Below are 22,669 nucleotides of genomic sequence, written 5' to 3' on the forward strand. Positions count from 1 at the left end.
CTCTCACTCCTCGGGCCGGTCCGTGTCGTCCTGCCGCACGTCGTCGACACGCCACCGGGAGTGGTGACGGGCGGCCCAGGCGCGGTCGACGCTGCCGGTGCGCATCCCCTCCAACGCCTCGGGGTGCGCACGCGCCTTCCTGATGTGCGCGAGGACCGCGAACACGATCGCCCAGGCGACGGCGTCGTGGACGAAGATCGCACTGGTGCGGGAGATGAACGGCAGGAGCCCCGCGAACCACATCAGCAGCCCGGTGACCAGCATGACCAGCACGGTACCGGCGATCCAGCCCGCGTAGACCTTCTGCCCCGCGTTGAACTTGCCGGCCGGGCGGGCCTCCAGCGACAGCACCCGGCGGCGGGCCGCGCGCAGCCACTGCCTGTCGTAGTCCGCGAAGCGGTTGAGCCGGCGCAGGTCCGCCCGCAGCGCCGAGGAGAAGAGACCGAGCAGCAGGGGGACGGGCAGGAGGATTCCCGACCACTTGTGGACGGTGGCCATCAGATACCGCTGCCCGACCACTTGGGCGATCGGCCCGATGTACATGCAGGCGGCCGTCACCAGGCACACGAGCATCAGCCAGCCGGTGGTCCGGTGCACCAGGCGCTCGGCACGGCTGAACCGCCGCACCCTGCCGCGCGGTTCAGGCCGCGTGCCTGTCGGCCCCGTCGAGCCAGCCGTCGATGTCATAACCGCGCTCCTCCCAGTAGCCGGGTTCGACCTTGCTGGTGACCGTGATGCCCGACAGCCACTTGGCGGACTTGTAGAAGTACATGGGCGCCGCGTAGAGCCGTACCGGACCGCCGTGGGCGTGCGTGATCGGCTTGTCCTGCATGTCCAGGGCCACCAGCATGTCCGCCCGTCGCGCCTGTTCGAGGGTCAGGCTCTCGGTGTAGGCGCCGTCGAAGCAGGTGAAGTGGACGGCGGTGCCCCGCGAGCGGACCCCGGCCTCGTCCAGGAGGTCGGCCAGCTTCACGCCGCTGAACGGCGTGTCGTCCACGCGCCATCCGTCGGTGCACACCACGTCGGCGACGATTCGGGTCTGCGGCATCGCCCGCAGGTCGGCGAGTGCGTAGGTCCTCGGCCTGTCGACCAGGCCGCCGATACGCAACTTGTAGTTCGTCGCGTCCTTGCGCGGCACCGAGCTGACGACGCTGAAGTACCGGAATCCGCCCGGATTGGGCAGCAGCCCGGTGAGCCCGGTCGGATCGGCCTGCGAGGAGGAGGCCAGGAAGCTCTCCCAGGCACTCTGCAGACGGGGAGCGCCGGCGAGTCCCGCGGCTCCCGCCGCGAGCATCGCGAGCATGGTCCGGCGTCCTACCGGCGCACCGCCGGCCGGGCGTTTCGACTGCCCTGCCATGGTCACCATCCTTCGTGTCGCGGCGATCGCGGCAGTTGCCGGCGCCGGGGCTGTTGCCGCGGATCGCAGGCGCGGGCCCGGCGGGGGCGAGGTTCGCGGCAGCGCCTCCCCCGCCCGGATTCCGGCGACCGTGAGCGGGCATGCGCCCGCAGCCGACCTCGCCGGCGTGCTTCCCGGCGGCGGCGCATCACTTCCTGCGGCGGTGCCCGCATGCTGACACGCCAAATCGTCACCAGTCAAGGGAGTGACGATTTGCTCACAGTCGGCGCACGGCCACGGGTCTCGCCCGCCGGACGAAGGGCCCGGGCACGAATGGCGCCGCGCCGGACACCGGCCGGGCGGCGAAACCCTCGCGCCGGGGGCGAAGCCCTCGGCGAGCCTTCAACCTTCGGGAGCTTCGGCGACCCTTGTCGGCGCCCGCGCGGACCGTGGCCCGCCGGGCCGCTCCGGTCACCCTCCGCGGGCCGCCCGTACGCCGGGCCGGTGCGCGGCGGCGGCATGGCCCTGGGCGCGAGCCATCGACTCGCGCGGGCCGAAGACGGGCGCCGGCCCGGGATGCCGGGGGCGACTGGCGGCGCAGGACGGTGGCGACGGGGGACGGCGGTGATGCGGGACGGTGGTGATGCGGGAAGCCGCGGCCCCGCCCGGACGGGGATCCGTCGCGGGCCACCCCCCGTCACCCGTCACCCGTCACCCGTCACCCGTCACCCGTCAGGAGAATTCGACGTGGTCGATGTCGATGGTGACGAGTTCGATGTCCCGGATGGCGACGCCGTCCTCCCCCACCGGATGGACGCGCCGCTTGGTGGGCACCATGATCCCGTCGAATTCCTGGTAGTCGGAGCTGTAGTGGGCGGCCGGTCCCGCGTTGAGGACCTCGGCCGCGTAGTCGTGCCGGCGCAGCAGTCCGCTCTCGTCGTAGGAGAAGACCTGCTCCGGCGCGTGGGTGGCGATTCGGCTGGGGAAGGCCACCTTGAGCCGGCGCAGGGTCGCGCCGTCCTCGGTCACGGGCTCCAGTTCCTCGGTCCTGAAGTCGGGCGCGGCGAAGGTGAAGGGGGAGGTCAGGTAGGTCCACATCGCATAGCCGGCGAAGTAGGCCAGGTGCAGGTCGTCCCACGGTGTCTGCAGGGTGTGGCCGGCGAACGCGGCGCGCGGGTTCGATCGCTCCGCCAGCACGTCGCCGGCGGCGTTCTCCACGGCCACCCGCTCCGGGGTGAACGAGCTGTGCAGGTCCGGCGCGGTGAAGGGGCTGTGGCTGGCGTACTGGCGGTCGAGGCCGAGGCGCACCGTGGAGGAGTCGAGGATGCCGGCCTTGCCCTTCAGCTCCCACAGGGCGCCGCCGGAGCGGAAGTGGACCGTGGCCGTGCGGTACCGGCCGTAGCGGTCCAGGCCTCCATGGGCGTCGATGACAGTGCTGGTGAGGTCGGTCATGGGGGGCTTCCTTGCCTGGCATTGGGGGTGGGGCTGTTCTGCAAACCGACCATAATGACCGGTCGTCTTAAAGTCAACGAATGACAGCCCGAAACGGGACACCCAGGGGATGCAGCGCGACCAGAAGGGCCCCGCTCACCGATTCCACCAGCACATTTATCGAGGTTCACCCATGTCTGACCGCGAGGCGGGCGAGGTGGGGGCCGCTGCCATCAGCGAGGGAAGGGTGTATCCTAAGACGATCGACCATATTAAGAGGAGGGTTCGACCGTGGCCCGACCCAGCTTGCGCGAGAACATTGTCGAGGCGGCCGTCGACCGGTTCCATGCCCACGGGTACGCCGCCACGGGGGTGAAGGACATCACCGATGCGGCCGGCGCCCCGAAGGGGTCCTTCTACAACCACTTCGAGAGCAAGGAAGCTCTCGCGATCGTGGCGCTGGAGCGCTACGGGGAGAGGCGTCGCTTCGACATGCTGCGCGACGAGTCGGTGGCACCGCTCGCCCGACTGCGTCAGCACTTCGAGTTCCTGCGCGACGAGAACCTCGACGCGGGCTTCACCCGGGGCTGCATGGTCGGCGACCTCGCGGTCGAGGTGGCCGACCACAGCGAGGCCGTGCGGGCGGCCGTGCTGACGGGCTTCACCTACTGGCGCGAGGCCCTCACCGAGGCCATCTCCGCCGCCCAGGAGGCGGGCGACGTGTCCAAGGCCCAGGAGGCGGCCACCCTGGCGTCCTTCGTGCTCAACGCCTGGGAAGGCACCCTCATCGCCACCAGGACCGACCGTTCGGCCAGGCCCTTCGAATCCTTCTTCACGGTGGTCTTCGGCGTCATCCTGCGCTGACCGGCTCCAACAAGAGCTGTGATCACGTCACGCGTGCTGAAGTCGCCCAGCAACTGCCCGCCGACGTCGCGTCGCCACGATCCGCCCCCTGCCGCCTCCACACCTGGGCACCGGGACGAGAGGCGGTGTCGGGGTCCGACGTGAAATCGACGGTGAGCCGACAGTCGAGAGCCGCGGCGATGCGGCTCAAGAGCACCAGACGATGGCGGTTCGGGCGGCTCGACCGGAGCGGGCTCAGCCCTTGGCCGACTGCCGCGAGCGCGTGAACGCCGTCTTCGCCTGCTCGCCGACCCGCTTGCGGGCCCGATACGCCGCGGCCTTGATCTTGTTGCCGCACGGGTCCATGGCGCACCACTCGCGCCGCGCGCCCCGGGACCGGTCGATGTAGACCTGCGAGCATTCGGGGTTGCCGCACTCCTTGAGCAGCGACGCCTCCGGCCCGCCGAGGACCGAGACGGTGTCCCGGGCGACAGCCGCGAACGCCTGCTCGACGGACGCTTCGATGCGCCGCCCTTCCGAGGTGAGCTGCGGGACGGGGGTGGGCTTGCGCGCGTAGTCGTTCACGAGCGCCAGGGCGTCGCGGTCGTAGGCCCGCTCGGACATCCTCGCCACGATCAGCTGGTAGACGGCCTCCCTGAGCACCAGGGCCTCCTGGAGGTCCGCGGCCTTGCAGGGGATCTCGCGCTCCGCGATCCCGCTCTCGCGGAACCACACGCTGAGGCTCTTGGGCGAGTCCATGTCCTCACGGGGATCGGCGCGGTGCCGGTAGCGCAGCGTGCCGGCGAAGTCGAGCGACGGGGCACCTCCAGGGAACGCATGCATGTCACCACCTTAAATGGTGACGCGGCGAGCTGCAAGGACCCGCCCCGGACCCGGGCCGCCGGGACCCCCACGGCGTCGACACCGGCACCGGCGCCGGAAGGGGCCGCCACCGCCGGGCCGCACGCCGCGAGGAGGGCCACCCGGCACGTCACCCCCTCCATGGCCGGCACGAGGCCCGGCGCCTCGCGGATCGTGTGGGAATAATCCATATTCGTCACCTCTTGGAGTGGTTACGTCCTGGTGCTGCGACCCGCGGCACCGGCGGCCACGGACCGGGGAGCGGACACTCCCGAACGCCACGGGTCCCGATCCTGAGCCGCCCAGAGCCCGATCAGGATTTATGGGGTGAAAGGTTCCATGGAGCGGTCCCTCGTCGAGGTGGGCGACCAGCCTGAGCGTGCGGCAGCGGTCGCCCCGAGCCCCGCAGGGGGTTCCTCCGCGGCTCCCGGCCCGGGCCCGGGGACCCGGTCCTCGGGAATACCGGCCGAAGGTGCCGCCCCGCGGGCCGAGGGAGATGCGAAGCCGTACGGCTCCAAGGCCCCCGACTTCATCAAGCGGTCGAGGTCGCTGCACCTGATCTGGCGGATCGGCATATTCGTTGCGGGATTCGCGGTGGTCGGCACCGGCGTGATCCTTCTGCCGCTCCCCGGTCCCGGCTGGGTGGTGATCTTCGGTGGCATGGCGATCTGGGCCAGTGAGTTCACCTGGGCCCAGGCCGTCCTGCGCTGGACGAAGCGCAAGGTGACCCGGGCGACGCGGCGGGCCCTGCGACCGGAGACGCGGCGGCGCAACATCGCGCTCGCGTCGGCGGCCCTCGTGGTCGTGGCGGTGGCGACCGGCACCCTCATCACACGCTTCGGCCTCCTCGACCGATCCGTCTTCTGAGTCACCGCACTTCTCGCCCGCGAAGGACCCGCATGTGCAGCGGCAGTTCGCTCCGGCGGGTTGCCGCGGGATGCGACCTTCACGGGATCGAAGGGACACGCGCCGACCGATCGATGTCAGTGGGTGGCCGTAGTTTGTCCCGATGGTTCGGAACGCGGTCGACAAGCGTGCCGTCGAGGCGGCCGTCGTGGATGCCCAAAGGGCGGTGGCCGAGTTCGACGGGGCCTGCCGGTGGCTCGCCGCCGCACGGCGGGGGCCGATGGCGCCACTGGGGGCCGAGGTCTGGGTATTCGACGAGGCCCTGGCCCAGGTGCTGTTGGTGAAGCACCGCCTGCGGGGATGGGTTCCGCCGGGCGGGAAGGTCGAAGCCGGAGAGACGCCCCGGGAGGGCGCGAGCCGGGAACTGCTCGAGGAGGCGGGCCTTCAGCCGGAACTGCTGCCCGACCCGGCGGCGGTCGCGGTCCGCTCGTTCCTCCCGGGCCTTCCGCTCACCCTCGGACTGTCGTACGCCGCGGTCGTCGACGTGGCGAGCCCGCTCGTCGCGGAGGACGGGCAGCCGGCGGCCTGGAAGCCCTTGGACGAGGGCTGGGAAAGCTGCTTTCCCGACGATCCCCTCCGCATCCGTCAGTACGCGGCATGGCTGGCCGAGCGGCCGGACCGTCGCTGAGGAGTCGCCCCGCCAATCCGCCGCGTGAGCAAGGATCCGGAGGCGGCGAAGGCATATGCGACGCAGCCGTCCGGCCTGGGCGCCGTGCATAGTGACCGTGTGGATCGATTTGCGGGTCAGGCCCGCCTCGAATGGTGGGCCAACCAAGCGATTTGCCTTGAGATGTACGACATCGACATCACCGTCGCCGTCGACACGGGCGGCGAGTTGCGGGCGACCGGTCGGCACACCAGCACCCTCGACGCGACCCAGCGCGAGGGCTGGGACTTCCTCGTGACTCCTCCCCCTCGTGAACGAGGGGGCTTCTCGCTAGGCCGGGTTGGCGTTGCGACGGACCAGCCCGGCCCGTAGAACGTTGATCGCACCCACGGTGTCGGCGTGCGCGGTGTGGCCGCACGCCTGGCAGTGGAACTTTTCCTGTGTGGGCCGGTTTTCCTTGGCGGTGTGCCCGCATTCGGGGCACTCGCGTGAGGTGTTACGGGGGTCCACGGCGATCACTTCCCGTCCGGCGCTTTCAGCCTTGGCGTGCAGGATCGTCAAAAACACCCCCCATCCGGCATCGTTGATCGACCTGTTGAGTCCGGCCTTGGCGGCGCCACCGTTGGGCAGGAACGCGCCTGCCTGGCCGGGGGCGGGTTTCGGCGCGGGCGACCTGGCCATGTTGCGGATCCTGAGGTCCTCGTGCGCGATGAAACCGTGTCGGCGCACCAGGTCCAGAGCGGTCTTGTGCGCGTGGTCCAGGCGCCGGCGGCGCACCTTGCCGTGCAGAGCGGCGACGCGCTCCACGGCCCGCTGATGGTTCTTCGTGCGGTCCTTCGCCTTGCGGCGCGGATACCGGGACAGCGCCCGCTGTGCCCTCTCCAGCTTGGCGGCGGCCGTGTGGGCGTGGCGCGGGTTGGCGATGTGCTCGCCGTGAGAGGTGGTGAGGAACGAGGCGATGCCGAGGTCGATGCCGACCACGCTGCCGGTGACGGGAAGAGGCTCGGGCCGGGGCTGCTCCGCGGTGAGGACGACGTACCACTTGCGGCGCTCGCGCTTGACGGACACGGTCTTGACACTGCCGACCACCGGCCGGTGCCGGTTGACCTTGACATGACCGACGCCCTGGAAGCGGACGCGGGTCACGGGGTCGTGCGGGGTGGAGTCCCACCGGCAGCCGTCCCCGTCCTTGGGGAAGTCCACCGTGTCGAACCAGTTCACCCCACGAAAGCGCGGGTAACCGGGCGTCTCGCCGGACTTGACGCGACGAAAGAACGCCTGCATCGCCTTGTCGAGACGGCGCAGGGTGGCCTGCTGCGAGGAGAACGACCAGCGGCCCTGCCGCTGCGGGTCGAACGCCCGGATCTCCTTGAGCTGCCCGGACTGGATCCCGTACGTGACGCTCGTCCTCGAGCTGTGCCGGTAGGCATCGCGGCGTTCCTGCAGTGCCCCGTTGTAGAGGGAGCAGTGATCCCGCAGCATCTCGCCCAGCGCCTGCTCCTGACGCACGGTGGGCCGCATGAGGAACTTGTACGCCCGGATCATTTCAGCCCACCCCCTCCAATCGAGTTCCCTTGATCCTAATTCGCCGGGTCCTGTGGCGGAGCGCCGCTGACTGTGATCCGTCAATACATCGAGAGCCAGAAGCGGCCTGTCTGACCACCACCACGAAGACGAAGAGCACTCCGGCGCTTCGCGCCTCCGCGTCGAGGATGCGTTTCCCTCCCCGACTGAAGCCGGGGATACCCACGCAAGATCAGGGATGGATCCCCACTTCTCCATCACGTTTCCCGGCGAGGATCGCGGCGGGATCATGGTGCGAGTCGTCGAGGCAGACGACGGAACCCTCTCGCTCACGGAGGCACAGGATTAAAACGGCTCCGTGAGCGTCACCTTCGACCTCACCTGAGTTCAGCCCCCTGGGACAGGAATCCGACTTGGCGACGGGGCAGAGGCCGGCGTCCGCCCGCATGAGCCGGACTGTCCGACCCGAGCGCCACGGCTTGACCGTGAGATAGAACTTCCAGCATGGACATGGGCCGCGAGTCACGGTGGGAAAAGGACGCAATGACAGTGGAGATCGTTTTTGCCCTGATGACTGCCGTCGCACTGGCCGCGGCGGTCTTCGCCGTCCCTCTGTCTCTCGCACTGGCCTTTGACCTCTCGGGTCCAGCAAGGAGGGGCGTGCTGGTGGGAGGTGCGGCGCTGGGAGCGACGGCCGGAGTGTGGCGTCTGGTACGGGTGTTGCGTCGGTTCGACAAGCAGCGCCGAATGGGCCGCTGACCGCGGCAACGGCTCCGCAGCCGGGGCACCACACACCGCCTGGCCCGACCGCGGCATCGGGTCCCCCACCCGTCTGGGTCGCCGACTCCGGGCCGCGGAGCGGTCCGTCGCCCGGCTCACCGACTGCCGCCGACTCACCGAATGAGATGACTTCCCATGCGAACCGGGCCCGGGCCGGGCCCGGTTCGCGGGCCGCTCCCGGCCGGGCGGCCGGGGCCGGGGCCGGAGTCAGTCGATGAGGCCGGCGCGGGTCTGCGCGAGTGTCCGGCGCTGGACGCCGCCGGTGTCGAAGTTGGCGGGCGCCAGCCAGGTACGGAACGCGTCGCGGAGCGTGGGCCACTCGCTGTCGACGATCGAGAACCAGGCGGTGTCGCGGCTGCGCCCCTTGTAGACGACCGCTTGGCGGAAGGTGCCTTCGTAGCGGAAGCCCAGTCGCTCCGCGGCCCTGCGTGAGGGGGCGTTGAGGCTGTCGCACTTCCACTCGTAGCGCCGGTGGCCGAGGTCGTCGAAGACATGGGCCATCAGGAGGAACTGCGCTTCCGTGGAGATGGCGGTCCGCTTCAGCAGGGGCGAGAACATGACGTTGCCGACCTCGATCACTCCGTTGGCCGGGTCCTGCCGCATGAGCGAGACGGTGCCCACCGCCCGGTCCGACCGGTTGTCGACCACCGCGTAGAACAGGAGGTCCGTGCGGGCCGCGGCCTTGTCCGCCCAGAGGCGGTACTCCCCCGCGTCGGAGAAGGGACCGTCGCCCATGTAGGTCCAGTCGCGATCGTCCGGCGCCGACCGCAGTGCGCTGTACAGGTCCTCGGCGTGACGTTCGGGGTCCAGGGCTTCCAGGCGGCAGTGCCGGCCGTTGAGCGTACGGCCGGAGGGGGGCGGGCTCGGGCGCCACTGCGGGACCGGCTCCCCGACCGGCTGACCCCATTCGTTCGTGCGTGCAGGCATCGAGCTCTCCGTACGTCGTCGGCCGCGTCCTCGGGCGGGCAGGACGCGGCCGTCTCTTCTGCGGTGCGGCGGACTTCGTCGTCCGGGTGGGGACGACCGGCCCCACCCGCCCCCGTGAGGCACCTGTTCGCCCGGGGGCCAAGAACCACTCGGGTCGTACGAGGGTGCCGAGCCGGGCCCGGCGCACCTCGGCGACCTCGCGTGTCCCGAAGGCGGGATCGTACCGCTCACCAGCTGTTACAGCGCTGTCGCCGCCTTGCCGGGGTCGTTGGGGTGGGACTGCAGTGCTGTGATCGTTGCTGTCATCCACGGCCACAGCGGCAAGCTGCCCAGGACCTTCTCCCGCAGCTCGCTCTCGTCGTCGGCGCACCACACGCCGATGCTGCGCAGTTCCCCCACGGGGCGCCACAGGCGTACGAGGTGTCCGTCGGCCGCGAGCTCCTTCGCCCGCAGGCCTTCCGCGGCGCGGATCCGGTCGACTTCGGCCGGGTCGGTGCCCTCGGGAACGGTCGTGACGAGCTCGACCAGGAACTCCTTCATCTGGAACCTCCATTTGTTGGTGCCCTGTGGCGTCCGTGGAGGACGCCTGCGGCCGGAAGGCCGTTCGCGGGCGGGTGCTTGTGTCTGTCAGGCCATGGCCGCGGTGTCCGCGGGCGTGCCGGCGCGCAGCAGGGCCAGGGCGTTCGCCCACAGCGCGTCGAGCGGGTCGGTGTCGTTGTAGAGCTTGGCGAAGAGCACTTGGCCCTCCAGTTGCGCGACGACCGAGCGGGCGGCCCGACGGGTGTCGGCGACGGTGATGTCGCCGTGTTCCAGGGCTGCGGTGATCACTTCCTCGACCATGTCCACCTGGGCGTCGAAGATGTGCTGCAACCGCTCCCGGATCGCCTCGGCCTGGTTGCTCAGTTCCAGGGAGAGGCTGCCGAACATGCATCCCACGACGGAGCCGCGGCTGTCCTGCACCGCGCGTTGAGTGGTGCGTGTCTCCTCGAACAGCCGCCGGAGCCGCAGCAGGGGTTGGTCGGCGCCGCGCAGGGCGCGCTCCCAGTCCCGTCGCTGGGCAGTCCAGTGCTCATCGATCACGGCCAGGGCCAGGGCTTCCTTGGAGTCGAAGAAGTAGTAGAAGCTGCCCTTGGGCACTTCGGCCTCCCTGCAGATCTCCGCCACGCCCAGGGCCGTGTATCCGCGCAGTTCGATGAGGGACCGCGCGGCGGCAAGGATCTTGCTCCTGGCGTCACTGGTTCGTCCCATGATGACGAGTATACGACCGCTCGACTATATGTAGGTGATCGGTCTACTATCACTTCGAGGGTTCCGACCCTCGCGGGCCCGGCCACCCTTCCGTGACGCGGGCCGGGCCCGCAGCAACGCCACGGCCCGCAGTGACGGACGACGACCGCACGGGCCGACCGGGGCGGGCGACGCCGGCCTCCTTTGACTCCGCCGGGTCGATCGACTACCTTGTAGACGACCAGTCGCCTATTTTGATTCATCATCCAGGGAGAGGCCATCATGAGCACGCAGGAGCAGAAGGTAGCGGTCGTCACAGGCGCGTCCCAGGGCATCGGAGCCGGCATCGTCGCCGCCTACCGCAAGCTGGGCTACGGCGTGGTGGCCACGTCGCGCAGCATCGCCGACTCGCAGGACCCCGACATCGTCACCGTCCGGGGCGACATCTCGGACCCGGCCACCGCGGAGCGCGTCATCGCCGCGGGCATCGAGCGCTTCGGCCGCATCGACACCCTGATCAACAACGCGGGCGTGTTCATCTCCAAGCCGTTCACCGAGTTCACGCAGGAGGACTACGACACGGCGCTCGGAGTCAACGTGGCGGGCTTCTTCCGCATCAGCCAGCTCGCGATCGCCCGCATGCTCGAGCAGGGCGGCGGCCACGTCGTGCAGATCACGACCAGCCTCGTCGACCAGCCCAGCTCGAAGGTTCCCTCGATCCTGGCGTCCCTGACCAAGGGCGGGCTGCAGTCCGCCACCAAGGCCCTGGCCATCGAGTACGCCGGCAGCGGCATCCGCTCCAACGCGGTCGCCCTGGGAACGATCAAGACCCCCATGCACGACGAGCAGTACCACGACGCGCTCGCCGCCCTGCACCCCGTCGGCCGGATGGGCGATGTGAGCGACATCGTCGACGCGGTGCTCTACCTGGAGAACGCGCCGTTCGTCACCGGCTCGATCCTCCACGTCGACGGCGGCCAGAACGCAGGACACTGACCCGGCCGGCCCGCGCCGGAGGGACGGCGGGCCACCGGGCAGCACGCGCACCGCGCCGGCGCCCGCGAGGACGCGGCCGACCCGGCCCGCCCCGACCCGGCCCGCCCGGCGACCGCCACACCCGGCGGCCGCTGGAGCCGGCACGAGGCCCGGACGGCCATGAGCCCCGGGCGTCGCCCCCGAAGCCGGCCTCCACGCCGATCCGGCACTCCTGTGCCCCGGCACCCCCTCCGACCTGGGGTTCCCCGGGCCGATTCCCGTACGACCGGTCCACTTCGCCATCTCGAGGATGGCTCCCGGGCGGTCCCGAACGGTGTCCCGCACACCGGATTGAGAGCTGACGCGATGAGCCACCCGATGCATGCCGTACTGAACCAGTGGAAGGCCGCGTTCGACGGCCACCGGCCGGACGCCATGGCCGAGCTGTTCACCCCGGACGCCCTCTTCCAGGGCTTCGGCCCGGTGGTCGTGTCCGGCAGGGACGCCGTACGCGACTACTACGAGGCGGTCGCAGCCGATCGGAGCGCGGACGTGACGGTGCTGCACACGTACTCGCTCGGCGAGGACGTCGCCGGCGGTTTCGCGGACGTCACGTTCAGCGACCCGTCGGGCTGGGAGGTCAAGGTGCACATGTCGCTGGTCCTGCGGCACACCGACGGCCGCTGGCAGATCCGCCAGTACCACGTCTCCCGGGTGGCCGCCCAGGACTGACCCGCCGCACCGGGCCCCCTCGGCACCCCGGCCCACCGGCCTGAACTCCCCTCCGGGCAGCGCCCGTTGCCCGCGGTGCGGGCCGGGCCGCGACTGCCCGGTCCGGACCTCCCGGGCACCTCCGCCTCCCCCGCCCACGAGCGGCACGAGCGGCCGGTGCCCCGCGGCCGGCACCGTCGGCGCCCGGCACCGTCGGCGCCCGGCGCCCACGGCGCCCCCGACCCCTTTGCCGTGCGCGGCACGGCGGCGCACGACGTGTCCGGGGCCGCCGCTCCCCCGCGGCCCGCACCCGCACTCCTGCCCCGTGCCCCGGCGTACCCCGGTCTGCCGGGAAGGGGGGCGGCGAAGCGCGCCCGCGCCGAGCGGTCGAGGCGCCCGTTCGCCCGCGCATTCCCGGATGGGCCGCCGGCCCGTGTCCCTTATGTCACTCGGCATTCCTTTGACATGGGCCGGCATCTTCCCTACTTTGTAGACGACCGGTCATATACATCGGTTGAAGTCGAATCCAGAAACGAGATGACCCTCATGAGCACCCCCGTGAACGTCGCCGTCGTGTACTACTCCTCCACCGGAACCGTCACCGAGATCGCCAAGGAGCTGCGCGACGCAGCGGTCAAGGCGGGCGCGGAGGTCCGCCTGGTGAAGGCTCCGGAGCTGGCTCCGTGGGAGGCCATCGAGTCCAACCCGGCCTGGGCCGCCAACCACGCCGCCACGGCCGACATACCCGAGGCGACGACGCAGGACATCGAGTGGGCCGACGCGGTCCTGTTCGGGACGCCGACCCGGTTCGGCAACCTCTCCGCCCAGCTCAAGCAGTTCATGGACACCCTCGGCGGCCTGTGGGCCCAGGGGAAGCTGGCCGACAAGGTCTACAGCGGCTTCACCTCCTCGGCCACCGCTCACGCCGGCCAGGAGACCACGCTCCAGGCGCTCTACACCTCCGTCCACCACTTCGGCGGCATCGTGGTGGCCCCCGGCTTCACCGACGCGATCAAGTTCGAGGACGGCAACCCCTACGGCACCTCGCACGTCGACGGGCAGGGCACGGCCCCGGTGGGCGACACCACCCGCGCAGCGGCCCGCCACCAGGCCGAACGCGTCGTGAAGATCGCCGGCAAGCTCAAGGCCGCCGCCTGACCCTCCGGCACGCACACCCCGGCCCCGGCCCCGCGACGACACGTCGCGGGGCCGGGGCCTTGCCGGTGGCGCCCCGGGCTACCGGTCGGCGGCCCGGGGTGTGCGGCAGTCGCGGGCATGGGCGGCCTCGCAGCCGCCGCGTTCCCACGGGCCCTGCCGTCCCGCCCACGGGTCCCGCTGTCACGGCCGCTCCTGGGCCTTCGCCCGCGACAGTTTCGGCTGAGCCGCCACGAGCAGGGCGGCCCCGACGGACCAGACGACCAGCGTGATCATGGGCATGAGCATGGTGGTGCTCTGGAAGTAGCTGAGGTTGCCGACCGCCCGGACCGCTGCTCCCGGGGGCAGCAGGGGTGAGACGAAACGGGCCGGGGCGGGCAGCAGGCCCGCCCCGATGACGGCGCCGCTGGTGGCATTGCCCAGAGTCAGCAGGAGGAGGGTGGCGACGGGGACGCCGATGGGGCCCAGGTAGGTGCCGAGCAGCAGGGTGGTGAAGGCCGCGGCGGACGTCAGCAGCGCCAGGGTGATGGCCAGCGGGACCACGGGGGCCGGGACGGCGTGGAGGACGGGGCCCGCGAGGACCGCGGCGAGGATGCCGGCGAGGACGGAGAAGCCGGTGACGAGTGCGAAGCGGTATCCCGGTGGCAGCACCGCCCTGAGCCCGAGCACGCTCTGCGCGAGCACGAATCCCGCGAGGGTGACACCGAAGGACAGGTAGAACCCCGCCAGCCCCCGGGAGTCGTACTTGACCAGGGGGATGACATCGTCGACCGTCAGGCGCTGGCCGGTCTGCTGCGCGTACGTGCGCACGAGATCCGTGACGATGGCGGTGGTGGACTGCCCGTTCGCTCCGGCGACGTCGAGATGCAGCACCCCGGCACCGGGGTTCCGGGTCAAGGACGCCACCGCTTCACGGCTCTCCAGTGCCTGCCGTGCCGCGGCGGGGGTGGCGGTGCGGACGATGCGCGCGCTGGGGCCCAGCGCTTCACCTGTTTCACGCGCCAGCCGCTCCCCGGTCACCGCTATCGGAATCTCGTGGGGCTGCGGATTCCTCTGGAGGCCCACGTAGGCGCCGATGAACGCGGCCAGGATGACCAGGCCGATCAGTGCCGGCTGCAGCCAGGCCCTCGTCGGTACCCGGCGCCGTTCGGGCTTCTCGGGTGCCTCGGAACCACCGCTCCCGGCGGAGCCGGCGCTGCTGCGGTGCGAGTTCAAGGCGCCTCCGTAGGCACGGACACCGCCCACGGCACGAAGGCGCTTTCGTCCGGTGCGCCCAGTTTCCCACCGGCGGTTCGCCGTCGCCGCTCGGGAGCCGGGCCGCGCGGGCGGGCGGACACCCGCCCGGATGCCGTTGATCGCGTACCGCCGGTCCGGGACGAAGTGGGCACGCCGCTGACGCCCGGCTCGGACGGGAGTGGCTCGTCGGCCCCGCGCCTGTACGGGGTGGGGCTCGGGATCGTCGGGCGCGTGCCGGGCCTGCGCGCGGTGCGTCCCAAGGGCCCGATCCGTGGACCCGGTCCGCCGCCCACGTGCTTCCGTACGGGAGGCGCTCCCGGTGCGGACGGCGGCTGCGCGCGGCGGGTACGGTCCGACCCGGTCGGCCGGAAGCAGGCCTCCGCCGCTGGGAGGCCTGCTTCCGGTCCGCGTCGGCTACCGGGTCAGGTAGGCGTCGTGGATGGTTTCGCTGACGGTGTTGCCCTCCTTGTCGACGGCCTCGGCCTTGAAGGAAACGCTGCCGCCGGCCCGGGGGTTGGTGACCTGGATGCGTCCGTTGCGCACGGTCCGCTCGTGCCAGTGGGCTCCGTGGTCGTAGGAGACCTGGACGCGCAGGGACGCGAGGTTGCGTCCCGCCGCGGAGCCCTTCACCGTCACCGGCACGGTCATCTTCGCGCCTGCCTCGGCGGTGTTGTCGAGGGACAGGTCGGGGGTGAACCGCACGACGGACACGGGGAGTTGGGTGATCCCGGGGGCGTACTCGGAGGAGAACGTCCAGGTCGCGGTGACGTTGGTGGAGACGTCGGTGGCGGGTCCGCGGGTGAGTGAGGCGGTCAGTTTGTAGTCGGTGCGCTCGTTGGCCGCGATGTGGAAGAAGTCCATGGGGTAGATGCTCGTGCGGAGGACTTCTCCGTTGCCGTACAGGGTCGTTCGGGCGCTTTCGTGCATCGAGTTGTTGTTGCTCGCGTTGCCGCTGCCGTCCGACAGGAGCGGCAGGTCGCCCATGAGCGCCTCATCGGCCCGTATGAAGCCGGCGCCCTGCGGGAGGTCGGGGCCGAACACGCCCTTGTTGAACTCGTGCCGGTAGGAGCGGCCCGGCTTGAAGGTCCGGACAGGGGAGACGTAGCTGCCTTCCAGGGTGTCCTGCGCGTCCACCTGGTCGAACAGCAGGACCCACGAGGGGGTTTGGGAGAACAGGTGGAGCGTGGTGGTGTCGGGCAGGGGCCGCTCGGTGCCGAGTCCGGCGCCGTTGTCCGCCACCGGTGTCACGTACCCGATCTTGTCTCGCGCCGGTGCGGCGAGGTTCACCCTGATCTTGGAGAGTTCGCGGTCCTTGAGGTGGTGGGTGAAGCCGGTCAGCAGTTTGTCGCCCTTCGGCTCGTGCACCGCGTGGTATTCGTCGTGGCCCTTGGCTCCGGTGGAGAAGGAGGCGGAGAGCTGCTGGCTCAGTCGGACGTCGTCGTCGGTCTTCGGGCCGAGGTGGGCGGAGTGGAAGTTCTTGAACGACGAGACGAAGACGCCGAATCCGATGCCGGCTCCGTCGGTGGGGTCGGCGTGTGCGCCGATGTGGCCGAAGATCTGGCGGGCGGCGCGGTTGGGGACGGTGACGTCGATGGGCCGGGCGGTGCGGGCGTCCAGCGTGACCGTGGTGTCCTTGGTGATCTCCAGCAGGGGCTGGTTGATCCAGTCGATGCCCTGGGTGGTGGACCCGGCGGGGTCGACCCGGAGCATGCTGTTGAGGAAGTAGCGCCCCGGGGGGACGCGCAGCGAGTACCGGTCCGCGAAGAGGACGGCGGAGGTGCCCTTGGCGGGACCGGACATGCCCGCCAGGTAGGCGTCCCAGGAGGGTGCGGCGGCCGGCTTGCCCTTGCGGTCCAGGACCTTGACGGTGAGGGTGAACCTCTCCGCCTCGCGTTCCACCGCGAGTGCGGTACCGACCGTCTGTCCGTCGCCCTCGGCCGTGATGCGGCCGGTGAAGGCGCCCACGGTGTCGCCGCCGAGTCGGGTGTCGACGGTGACCTTCACGCTCGCCTCGCTGTGCGGGGCGATGGTGACCTGGTCGTCGAAGGTGAACATGCCCGGGGGCACGGCGCTGCCGTCGGGGCCGGTGGCGTCCATGGTCAGCTTGAGGGTGACGGCCGTGTCGCCCGGGTTGCGGTAGGTGAGGTTCTTGCTGACCGGCTGGTCATCGGTGTGCGGCCACAGGGCGGTGCCGAACGAGAGGGACGTCTGCCGGGTGGTCACCTTCTGCTTGACGGCCTTGCGCAGGTCGACCCGGCCCGAGCCCTGCTCGAACGGGGTGTAGGCGCCCGGCGTCGTCGAGTTGACCAGCGCCTGCTTGATGTCGTCGCCGGTCCAGTCGGGGTGCTGCTGGGCGAGGAGCGCGGCGGCGCCGGCGACGTGCGGGGTGGCCATGGAGGTGCCGCTGAGGCCCACGTACCCCTCGGCGACCTGGGTGCCCCTGTCGGCGAGCAGGCTGCCCTTCGCGGCCGCGGCGCCGATGTCCACTCCCGGTGCCGTCAGGTCGGGCTTGATCCCGGCGTCGCCGACGCGCGGGCCCGTGCTGGAGAACGGCGCGAGACGGTCCTGCTTGTCGACCGCGCCGACGGTGAGGGCCGCCTCCGCGCTGCCGGGCGTGCCGACCGAACCGGGGCCCTCCTGACCGCTGTTGCCGGCCGCGATGACGAAGAGGGTCCCGCTCTCGGCCGACAGGGCGTTGACGGCCGCCTCCACCGGGTCGATCCCCGGGGTGTCGTACGTGCCGAGACTGACGTTGGCGACATCCGCCTTCTGCGCCGCCGCCCACTCCATGCCGACGATCACGCCGGAGAGGCTGCCGGTGCCCGCGTCGTCGAGGACCTTGCCGTTCAGGATGCGGGCACCGGGTGCCACACCCTTGTACTTGCCGCCGGACTTGGCCCCGGTTCCGGCCGCTATGGACGCCACGTGCGTGCCGTGGCCGTACAGGTCGTGCGTGGTCTGCGCGTCGGAGAAGTTGCGCTCGGCCTCGATCTGTCCCGCGAGGTCGGGGTGGGTGGCATCGACGCCGCTGTCCAGGACGGCGATGCGGGTGCCCGTGCCGTCGTAGCCGGCCGCCCACGCCTCGGGGGCGCCGATCTGCGGCACGCTCGTGTCGAGGCTGGCCTGCACCACGCCGTCGAGCCACACGGAGGCGACGCCCGGTGCGGCGGTGCGGTCCGTCGCGCCGGCCGGCCCGTCGGTGAGCGCGGACCACAGGCGCGTGGAACCGTTCGCGGGGACGGTGACGGCGTCGGCGTCGACGCTCTTCAAGGTGTGTTCCACCTCGGCGCCCGCGAGGGAGCGGACCGCCTTCCTGGCGTCGGTGCGGGGCGCGTCGTACATCACGATGAGGTTCAGGCCCGGGCGCTGCGCGTAGGCGGGCAGGCTCAAGGTGGTGATGTCGAACAGGCGCCGGTCCACCCGGCCGCTGTGCACCAGGCCCCGTGCGTCGTCGGGCATCGCATAGGTGTGCTTGCCGATGGTCTCCGTACGGATGGGGATGTGCTCGCGTCCCCGGGCGGGACGTACGGAGCGGATCTCGCCCTGGGCGTTCACCCCGATCCGGTCGCCCGTGATCAGGGGAATCCAGCGGTGTACGGGGCCGGTGGGGGCGCCCTTGGCCTTGGCGTCGGGCCCGAACGCCGAAGGCGACACGGGCGCCGGCGACGGAGCGGGGCCCGGCGGGTCCGCGAGCGCCGGGGACACCGAGGAGGTGAGGGCGGCCAGCAGCATGCTGATGCCCACCATGGCCCTCCGGGCAGGGGGCGGGGACGTGGGTTTCACGGCTTCCTCTCGCTCGTTCGCCCCGTGTCCGTCCATGGATCGCATGGCTGGACACGGGTGCGTCGTACGGCGCGGCCCACGCATGCGGCAGGTACCGACGGATGTTCGCGTCCGGCGGTCAGTTGCTCGGCAGCCACGGCGTGCGGGGATTCGGCCGATCTCCGCAGGCGTGAACCGACAGGCAGGCGTGGGGAGTCGTCGTGGACTCGTGGATCATGGTGATCGTCTCCTCGTCCCCTGCTCAAGGGGACGGCGCAGGCGGTCTTGCGCCATGGCCCACCTGCGCCAGGCCGGGTGCGCGGGGTGTTCGGGAGGCGGCTGCCGCCGACCGCGGCCGGTCCGCCCGCGCGGACCCGGGCCGCGCGGTCACGGGCGCCGGTCGCCGCGCGTGTCCTTCTGCCGCGCATGCCGGCAGCGGCATACGGCCCGCTCCCCCGGCCGCTCGGACGGGCGGGCGTACGCCCCACGTGCCGCGCCGGAGTAGCAGGAGGGCGCGGGTGTGCACCGCGATGCCGCGTCGAGCAGCCGAGGGCCCACGGGGCTTCTTGGGACTGTCGTCACTGACGGGGGTGGCGTTCACCGGTCAGGAGGAAGAGGACGTCGCGGCAGAACTTGTCGAACGAAGGCGCACCGGAGCGGGCCGCGTCGAGGTCGAACCGCTGGGCGAAGGAGGGTTGGTGGGCGGTTTCCTGGTAGGTGGCACCGGGCGGCATCCTCCGGGAAATCCATTCCTTGGCACCGCGGATCGCCTCGGGGTCGGATGGTGGTGCGAGGTCGTCGGGGAGTCCGAAGTGTCCTGCGAGTCCGGTGGCGCCTGCCAGGAACCATGCTTCGAACTCTCGGACCGCCGCCACCGCAACCAGGGGCACGTGGGCATGCGTGGCCTGGGCGTGGCCGCGCAGTCGCTGAACCAGTTCCAGGGCGCAGTCGTCGTCCGTGTCGAGCAGCACCAGGACGCCGGTGGGTCGAGGACTGCGTGCGGTGACGACGGTGAGGGCCTGGGCGAGGGGGTCACGCTTGAGCATCCGGTCCCGGGGGACGCGGTGCGGGCGCTGGATGTCGGCGTAGGCGCCGGGCAGCAGGTGGGGCACTATGCGCTGGAGCAGCCCGAGCAGGGCCCTTTCCTCGCCGTGTCCTTCGACGATGGATGCGATGACCGGGTAGGGCGCGCTCACTGCCGGTTCTCCTGCGGTTCTGCTCCTGGTGTGGTCTCGGCCGGACGCATCTGCGCGCTGCGCAGGAGTTCGGGCAAGGTCAGTACGCCGTCGTCGAGGAGTCGGCGTCCCGCCCGGTCGAGCGGGCCGATCGTGCTGCCGGGGCCGTTGTCGCGGACGACCAGCAGGTGCGCCGGGTCGGCGGCCGCGTTGTCCAGCAGGTCTGCGCTCTGGGTGGTGACGATCACCTGTGTGTTGCGTGCGGCCGCGACCAAGGCGTCGTAGAGCGCGCCGAGCATCGGCGGGTGCAGGGAGATTTCGGGCTCCTCGATCCCGATGAGGGGGATCTCACCGGTGAGCGCCCCTGTTTGGAAGAGCGCGGCAAGGACTGCGGTGAGACGCAGGGTGCCCTCCGACAGCGACCTGCGGTCCACTTTCACTGCCTGCCCGTCCTGGCCGCGGAAGCGGCCGGTGACGACGGCGAGGTCCAGATCGGGTGACACGATTCCGTCCACTCCGACCGCGTTGTCGATCATGGTGGTGAGGTACCCGTCGATCGTCGCCTTGATCCAGGGGTGTCCGCCGGCCAGTTCATCGAGCACGCGCGCCAGGTACTCGCCGCGTTCACCGAGCACTCTGCCTCCCGGGCGTCCGGGTGTGTCGTCGACAGCACGCAGGACAGGGGTGAGCAGCTCGTAGAAGCGCATGGCTCTCAGGTGCTCGTGCAGCACTCTGCTTTCGGTGTGGTTCCGGCCGGCGCGGGGCAGCAGGATGTCGTCCCGCCAGGCCACCGCACGGTTCTGTGCCGTCTCGGGGCTGAACTGCTCTCCCTGGGGGCTGCCGTTGATGCGCAGTTCCTCACGGCGCAGCACGGGGAGGGTTCCCCCCTGCGGGTCGGTGCCGACCTCCAGTACGTAGGCGGCGTCGAAGGCGGGATGCCCGGCATCCGACGAAGGGATGCGTGCCTCCAGGCGGATCCGGAAGAAGTCCGCCTGGCTCTGTCGGCTCCGGTGGAGCACCTCACCCAGACCGCCCCGGGATTCCAGGGCCTGGCCGGGCGAGGAGCCGAGGGCTTCGCGCACGTAGCGGATCGCATCGAGGAAGTTCGACTTCCCGGCCGCGTTCGGACCGGCCAGGACCGTCAGCGGCCCGAGCCGCACGTCGCAGGCGGCGATGGACCGGTAGTTGTGGACCTGCACCCGGGTGAGGAACGGCGGCACGTCGCCGGTGGAGGTCATGACCGGACACCGGCACGGGGAGCAGTACTCACCGTGATGCGACGTCCGCCTTCAGCGGCGTACGGCCGGGGTTCCGTGAACAGGTCCTGGCGACGCGGGCCTGGTTGCGTCTGGTCTCCTCTGCGTACAGGAACCGGCTCTGCGTAAACGCCGCTCACCCAAGTCTCCGTTTCTTTCCCGCCGGGCACCGTCATCGTGTCGGCGCGCCTCGCGAGCACTCGACGGGTGGCTCGTCCACGTCTGCCACCCTACCCAGACGATCAACCTGTTCCTGAGCACCGGCCGTGGGGGCGGTCGTCGGGATCCCTTCGAGACAGGCATGAGCCGATTCCCGGCGGGGAGATATTGAGCTGCAAGGGGCGGGAGAGCCGTGGCGTGTCGCACGCCCGCTCCGGCGGGGTTTGTCGGCCGGGGTTCCGTCCGGGTTCTGCAGGTGGGGGGAAGCCGTGGACCTCAACGAGATTCTGCTTGCCCTGGGTTCAGGCGTCGCCCTCGCGCTGGCCGGCGGCGTGGCGGCCCTGCGCGGCTGGTTGGACCGTCGCAGGCGGCGGCCGGGGGATCCTCCGTCCGGCACTCCGCCCGGTCCTCCGTTCGGCGACGACGATTGGGACGACGACGAGTGAGCGGAGGAGGCGCGCCGGGCGGGGGCTCTCGTGGGTGACATCGCGAAGGGCGTCTTCAGCGGGGCGTGGGCCCTCCTGGTGGGGTGGATCGTTCCGGCCTCGCTGAATCTGTCGGTGTTCGTCCTGGCGGTCGTTCCGACCCTGCGGCGTGACGCGGCGGTGGTCCGGTGGTGGCCCGGGCCGCAGGTGAAGGTGTCGTTGCTGCTGCTGGTGGGCTCCGTCCTGGTCGGTCTGGTCCTGCACGCCCTGCAGAACCCTCTGTACCGGGTCCTGGAGGGGTACGCGTTGTGGCCCGACCCGGCCTACGGCTGGGGCTGCAGGCGCCAGTTGCGGGTCAAGCACGGGCTGCGGGACAGGATCGCCGCGCTGCGTCTGGAACAGCGGGTGCGGGAGGGCCGGGTGGGCGCCGACGCGGCGGTTCGGCTGGCCCGGCTGCGGAGCAGCCCCGATGTGGCACGGCATACGCGCCGGGACCGGAGGCGTTCCACGGTCCAAAAGGCCCTGCTGCAGGAGGGGTTGTCGCGTTACCCGGTCAGTGACGAGCAGGTCGCGCCGACCCGCCTGGGCAACGCCATCCGCCGGCTGGAGGAGTACGGATACGAGCGGTTCCGCCTCGACACGCAGGTGATGTGGCACGAACTGACCGGCTGCGCCTCCGATCAGACCAGACGTCAGGTGGAACTCGCCCGGACCCGCGTCGACTTCTTCGTCGCGCTCCTGTACGGGCACGGGGTCGTGGCCCTGTGCGCCCTTGCCGCCCTCCTGAGCAGCCGGCCGCAGCAGGGCGTCCTGCTCACCGCGGCCTCGGTGCTGCTCGCGCTGATGCCGGTGTGGTACTGGTCCGCGGTGAAGGCCACCGACGAGTGGGCGGCGTCCGTGCGCTCCCTGGTCAATCTGGGTCGCAAGCCCCTTGCGGAGTCCCTCGGCTACAGCCTGCCGCTCCAGTTGGAGGCGGAGCGCACCATGTGGACGCTGGTCTGCCGGCTGTCGCGGCTGCCGTATCACGAGCGGGCGGCCGCCCTGGATCAGTACCGCGCCTGCACTCCGCCGCCACCCCCGCCGCCGTGAGGCCGGTTGCCCGGCCGTCCCGGACGGGCCGCCGCGGCGGGACGCGCGAGCCCCGGCGGGCGGGTGCCTGCCGGGGCCGCGGGAAGGAAGAGCGTGGTCGTGAAGGGCGGTCGCCTACGCGGCGAAAGGCTCCATGAGGCTTCAGCCGAACGATCGTCCTCATGGGCTATGGGTGAGGCCCGGGGACACTGTCCCCTTCACAACCACGCTCTCCACAACAGGACCGGGTCCGTGATTGTTCCCGGCTCCCTGACCAGGGCTTTTCACACACGACGCCTCGTCCG

22 protein-coding genes and 1 pseudogene are annotated in these 22,669 nt (G+C 71.0%); 11 read left to right on the plus strand and 12 right to left on the minus strand.

Annotated elements, in window-relative coordinates; all coding sequences use genetic code 11:
• Positions 1-3: 3 nt before the first annotated feature.
• The 3 genes from IE265_RS34915 to IE265_RS34925 form a co-directional block, all read right to left on the minus strand.
• On the minus strand, positions 4-687 hold the full coding sequence (locus IE265_RS34915; RefSeq protein ID WP_190039789.1) for a cytochrome b/b6 domain-containing protein: 684 nt from the start codon (positions 685-687) through the stop codon (positions 4-6).
• The gene (locus IE265_RS34920; protein ID WP_190039790.1) at positions 641-1,303 is read right to left on the minus strand and encodes a molybdopterin-dependent oxidoreductase; all 663 of its coding nucleotides are present in this window, start codon (positions 1,301-1,303) and stop codon (positions 641-643) included. Before IE265_RS34920 ends, IE265_RS34915 begins: the two co-directional genes overlap by 47 nt.
• Before the next feature lie 765 nt (positions 1,304-2,068).
• Positions 2,069-2,788 carry a hypothetical protein gene (locus IE265_RS34925; protein WP_190039791.1) on the minus strand — a complete coding sequence of 240 codons (720 nt, stop codon included), beginning with the start codon at positions 2,786-2,788 and terminating at the stop codon, positions 2,069-2,071.
• A gap of 270 nt (positions 2,789-3,058) precedes the next feature.
• Between IE265_RS34925 and IE265_RS34930 the strand changes: the two genes are divergently transcribed.
• Positions 3,059-3,631: a TetR/AcrR family transcriptional regulator gene (locus IE265_RS34930; RefSeq protein WP_190039792.1), complete on the plus strand. Its 573-nt coding sequence runs from the start codon at positions 3,059-3,061 to the stop codon at positions 3,629-3,631.
• Positions 3,632-3,865: 234 nt separating this feature from the next.
• Here the strand turns inward: IE265_RS34930 and IE265_RS34935 are convergent, their stop codons facing one another.
• Positions 3,866-4,453: a CGNR zinc finger domain-containing protein gene (locus IE265_RS34935; RefSeq protein ID WP_190039793.1), complete on the minus strand. Its 588-nt coding sequence runs from the start codon at positions 4,451-4,453 to the stop codon at positions 3,866-3,868.
• Positions 4,454-4,798: 345 nt separating this feature from the next.
• Here IE265_RS34935 and IE265_RS34940 point away from each other — a divergent pair, with 345 nt between their 5' ends.
• The 3 genes from IE265_RS34940 to IE265_RS34950 all read left to right on the plus strand — a co-directional run bounded on the left by IE265_RS34940 (position 4,799) and on the right by IE265_RS34950 (position 6,356).
• The gene (locus IE265_RS34940) at positions 4,799-5,338 is read left to right on the plus strand and encodes a TIGR02611 family protein (protein WP_308434846.1); all 540 of its coding nucleotides are present in this window, start codon (positions 4,799-4,801) and stop codon (positions 5,336-5,338) included.
• A gap of 142 nt (positions 5,339-5,480) precedes the next feature.
• Positions 5,481-6,005 (plus strand): NUDIX domain-containing protein, encoded by a 525-nt coding sequence (locus tag IE265_RS34945; protein WP_190039794.1) that lies wholly within the window; start codon positions 5,481-5,483, stop codon positions 6,003-6,005.
• A 24-nt stretch (positions 6,006-6,029) separates the two neighbouring features.
• The gene (locus IE265_RS34950) at positions 6,030-6,356 is read left to right on the plus strand and encodes a hypothetical protein (protein ID WP_190039830.1); all 327 of its coding nucleotides are present in this window, start codon (positions 6,030-6,032) and stop codon (positions 6,354-6,356) included.
• Here the strand turns inward: IE265_RS34950 and IE265_RS34955 are convergent.
• Positions 6,315-7,529 (minus strand): RNA-guided endonuclease InsQ/TnpB family protein, encoded by a 1,215-nt coding sequence (locus tag IE265_RS34955; RefSeq protein ID WP_190039795.1) that lies wholly within the window; start codon positions 7,527-7,529, stop codon positions 6,315-6,317. The two genes, IE265_RS34950 and IE265_RS34955, sit on opposite strands and share 42 nt — an antisense overlap.
• 39 nt (positions 7,530-7,568) lie before the next feature.
• Between IE265_RS34955 and IE265_RS39515 the strand changes: the two are divergent.
• Positions 7,569-7,643 (plus strand): annotated as a pseudogene (locus IE265_RS39515) (IS200/IS605 family transposase); the annotation flags it as partial.
• A gap of 369 nt (positions 7,644-8,012) precedes the next feature.
• Positions 8,013-8,267 carry a DUF6332 family protein gene (locus tag IE265_RS34960; RefSeq protein WP_190039796.1) on the plus strand — a complete coding sequence of 85 codons (255 nt, stop codon included), beginning with the start codon at positions 8,013-8,015 and terminating at the stop codon, positions 8,265-8,267.
• 228 nt (positions 8,268-8,495) lie between these two features.
• Here the strand turns inward: IE265_RS34960 and IE265_RS34965 are convergent, their stop codons facing one another.
• The 3 genes from IE265_RS34965 to IE265_RS34975 all read right to left on the minus strand — a co-directional run bounded on the left by IE265_RS34965 (position 8,496) and on the right by IE265_RS34975 (position 10,463).
• Positions 8,496-9,215: a GNAT family N-acetyltransferase gene (locus IE265_RS34965; protein ID WP_190039797.1), complete on the minus strand. Its 720-nt coding sequence runs from the start codon at positions 9,213-9,215 to the stop codon at positions 8,496-8,498.
• Positions 9,216-9,452: 237 nt separating this feature from the next.
• Complete coding sequence (locus IE265_RS34970; protein WP_190039798.1) at positions 9,453-9,755, minus strand: muconolactone Delta-isomerase family protein; 303 nt, start codon at positions 9,753-9,755, stop codon at positions 9,453-9,455.
• An 87-nt stretch (positions 9,756-9,842) separates the two neighbouring features.
• Entirely contained in the window at positions 9,843-10,463 is a 621-nt protein-coding gene (locus IE265_RS34975) for a TetR/AcrR family transcriptional regulator (protein WP_190039799.1), read from the minus strand.
• A 261-nt stretch (positions 10,464-10,724) separates the two neighbouring features.
• Here IE265_RS34975 and IE265_RS34980 point away from each other — a divergent pair, with 261 nt between their 5' ends.
• The 3 genes from IE265_RS34980 to wrbA all read left to right on the plus strand — a co-directional run bounded on the left by IE265_RS34980 (position 10,725) and on the right by wrbA (position 13,286).
• The gene (locus tag IE265_RS34980) at positions 10,725-11,438 is read left to right on the plus strand and encodes an SDR family NAD(P)-dependent oxidoreductase (RefSeq protein ID WP_190039800.1); all 714 of its coding nucleotides are present in this window, start codon (positions 10,725-10,727) and stop codon (positions 11,436-11,438) included.
• Positions 11,439-11,795: 357 nt separating this feature from the next.
• Entirely contained in the window at positions 11,796-12,149 is a 354-nt protein-coding gene (locus IE265_RS34985) for an SgcJ/EcaC family oxidoreductase (RefSeq protein ID WP_229916901.1), read from the plus strand.
• A 525-nt stretch (positions 12,150-12,674) separates the two neighbouring features.
• The gene (gene wrbA, locus IE265_RS34990; protein ID WP_190039802.1) at positions 12,675-13,286 is read left to right on the plus strand and encodes an NAD(P)H:quinone oxidoreductase; all 612 of its coding nucleotides are present in this window, start codon (positions 12,675-12,677) and stop codon (positions 13,284-13,286) included.
• A 180-nt stretch (positions 13,287-13,466) separates the two neighbouring features.
• Here the strand turns inward: wrbA and IE265_RS34995 are convergent, their stop codons facing one another.
• From IE265_RS34995 to IE265_RS35010, 4 genes are all read right to left on the minus strand, one after another.
• The gene (locus IE265_RS34995) at positions 13,467-14,498 is read right to left on the minus strand and encodes an ABC transporter permease (protein WP_190039803.1); all 1,032 of its coding nucleotides are present in this window, start codon (positions 14,496-14,498) and stop codon (positions 13,467-13,469) included.
• Positions 14,499-14,933: 435 nt separating this feature from the next.
• Positions 14,934-18,266, minus strand: coding sequence for a S8 family peptidase (locus tag IE265_RS35000; RefSeq protein ID WP_229916902.1), 3,333 nt, complete (start codon positions 18,264-18,266; stop codon positions 14,934-14,936).
• A 593-nt stretch (positions 18,267-18,859) separates the two neighbouring features.
• Positions 18,860-19,477 carry a DUF4276 family protein gene (locus IE265_RS35005; protein ID WP_190039804.1) on the minus strand — a complete coding sequence of 206 codons (618 nt, stop codon included), beginning with the start codon at positions 19,475-19,477 and terminating at the stop codon, positions 18,860-18,862.
• A complete protein-coding gene (locus IE265_RS35010) occupies positions 19,474-20,694 on the minus strand; it encodes an AAA family ATPase (RefSeq protein ID WP_190039805.1) in 1,221 nt (406 codons plus the stop codon). The genes IE265_RS35005 and IE265_RS35010 overlap by 4 nt, the downstream gene beginning before the upstream one ends.
• Before the next feature lie 446 nt (positions 20,695-21,140).
• On the opposite strand from IE265_RS35010, the gene IE265_RS35015 reads away from it, so the two are divergent.
• Together IE265_RS35015 and IE265_RS35020 are read left to right on the plus strand one after the other, a co-directional pair.
• The gene (locus IE265_RS35015) at positions 21,141-21,317 is read left to right on the plus strand and encodes a hypothetical protein (protein ID WP_190039806.1); all 177 of its coding nucleotides are present in this window, start codon (positions 21,141-21,143) and stop codon (positions 21,315-21,317) included.
• Between the two features lie 30 nt (positions 21,318-21,347).
• Positions 21,348-22,385, plus strand: coding sequence for a hypothetical protein (locus IE265_RS35020; protein WP_190039807.1), 1,038 nt, complete (start codon positions 21,348-21,350; stop codon positions 22,383-22,385).
• Positions 22,386-22,669 lie beyond the last annotated feature (284 nt).

This window comes from Streptomyces fructofermentans (genome assembly GCF_014651055.1).
In the GTDB taxonomy this organism is placed as follows: Bacteria; Actinomycetota; Actinomycetes; order Streptomycetales; family Streptomycetaceae; genus Streptomyces; species Streptomyces fructofermentans.

Coding starts and splice junctions, on each gene's coding strand:
- IE265_RS34915 (WP_190039789.1), bottom strand. CDS start 687: ATGACATCGACGGCTGGCTCGACGGGGCCGACAGGCACGCGGCCTGAA.
- IE265_RS34920 (WP_190039790.1), bottom strand. CDS start 1,303: ATGCTCGCGATGCTCGCGGCGGGAGCCGCGGGACTCGCCGGCGCTCCC.
- IE265_RS34925 (WP_190039791.1), bottom strand. CDS start 2,788: ATGACCGACCTCACCAGCACTGTCATCGACGCCCATGGAGGCCTGGAC.
- IE265_RS34935 (WP_190039793.1), bottom strand. CDS start 4,453: ATGCATGCGTTCCCTGGAGGTGCCCCGTCGCTCGACTTCGCCGGCACG.
- IE265_RS34945 (WP_190039794.1), top strand. CDS start 5,481: ATGGTTCGGAACGCGGTCGACAAGCGTGCCGTCGAGGCGGCCGTCGTG.
- IE265_RS34955 (WP_190039795.1), bottom strand. CDS start 7,529: ATGATCCGGGCGTACAAGTTCCTCATGCGGCCCACCGTGCGTCAGGAG.
- IE265_RS34960 (WP_190039796.1), top strand. CDS start 8,013: ATGGACATGGGCCGCGAGTCACGGTGGGAAAAGGACGCAATGACAGTG.
- IE265_RS34965 (WP_190039797.1), bottom strand. CDS start 9,215: ATGCCTGCACGCACGAACGAATGGGGTCAGCCGGTCGGGGAGCCGGTC.
- IE265_RS34970 (WP_190039798.1), bottom strand. CDS start 9,755: ATGAAGGAGTTCCTGGTCGAGCTCGTCACGACCGTTCCCGAGGGCACC.
- IE265_RS34975 (WP_190039799.1), bottom strand. CDS start 10,463: ATGGGACGAACCAGTGACGCCAGGAGCAAGATCCTTGCCGCCGCGCGG.
- IE265_RS34980 (WP_190039800.1), top strand. CDS start 10,725: ATGAGCACGCAGGAGCAGAAGGTAGCGGTCGTCACAGGCGCGTCCCAG.
- IE265_RS34985 (WP_229916901.1), top strand. CDS start 11,796: ATGCATGCCGTACTGAACCAGTGGAAGGCCGCGTTCGACGGCCACCGG.
- wrbA (WP_190039802.1), top strand. CDS start 12,675: ATGAGCACCCCCGTGAACGTCGCCGTCGTGTACTACTCCTCCACCGGA.
- IE265_RS35000 (WP_229916902.1), bottom strand. CDS start 18,266: ATGGTGGGCATCAGCATGCTGCTGGCCGCCCTCACCTCCTCGGTGTCC.
- IE265_RS35010 (WP_190039805.1), bottom strand. CDS start 20,694: ATGACCTCCACCGGCGACGTGCCGCCGTTCCTCACCCGGGTGCAGGTC.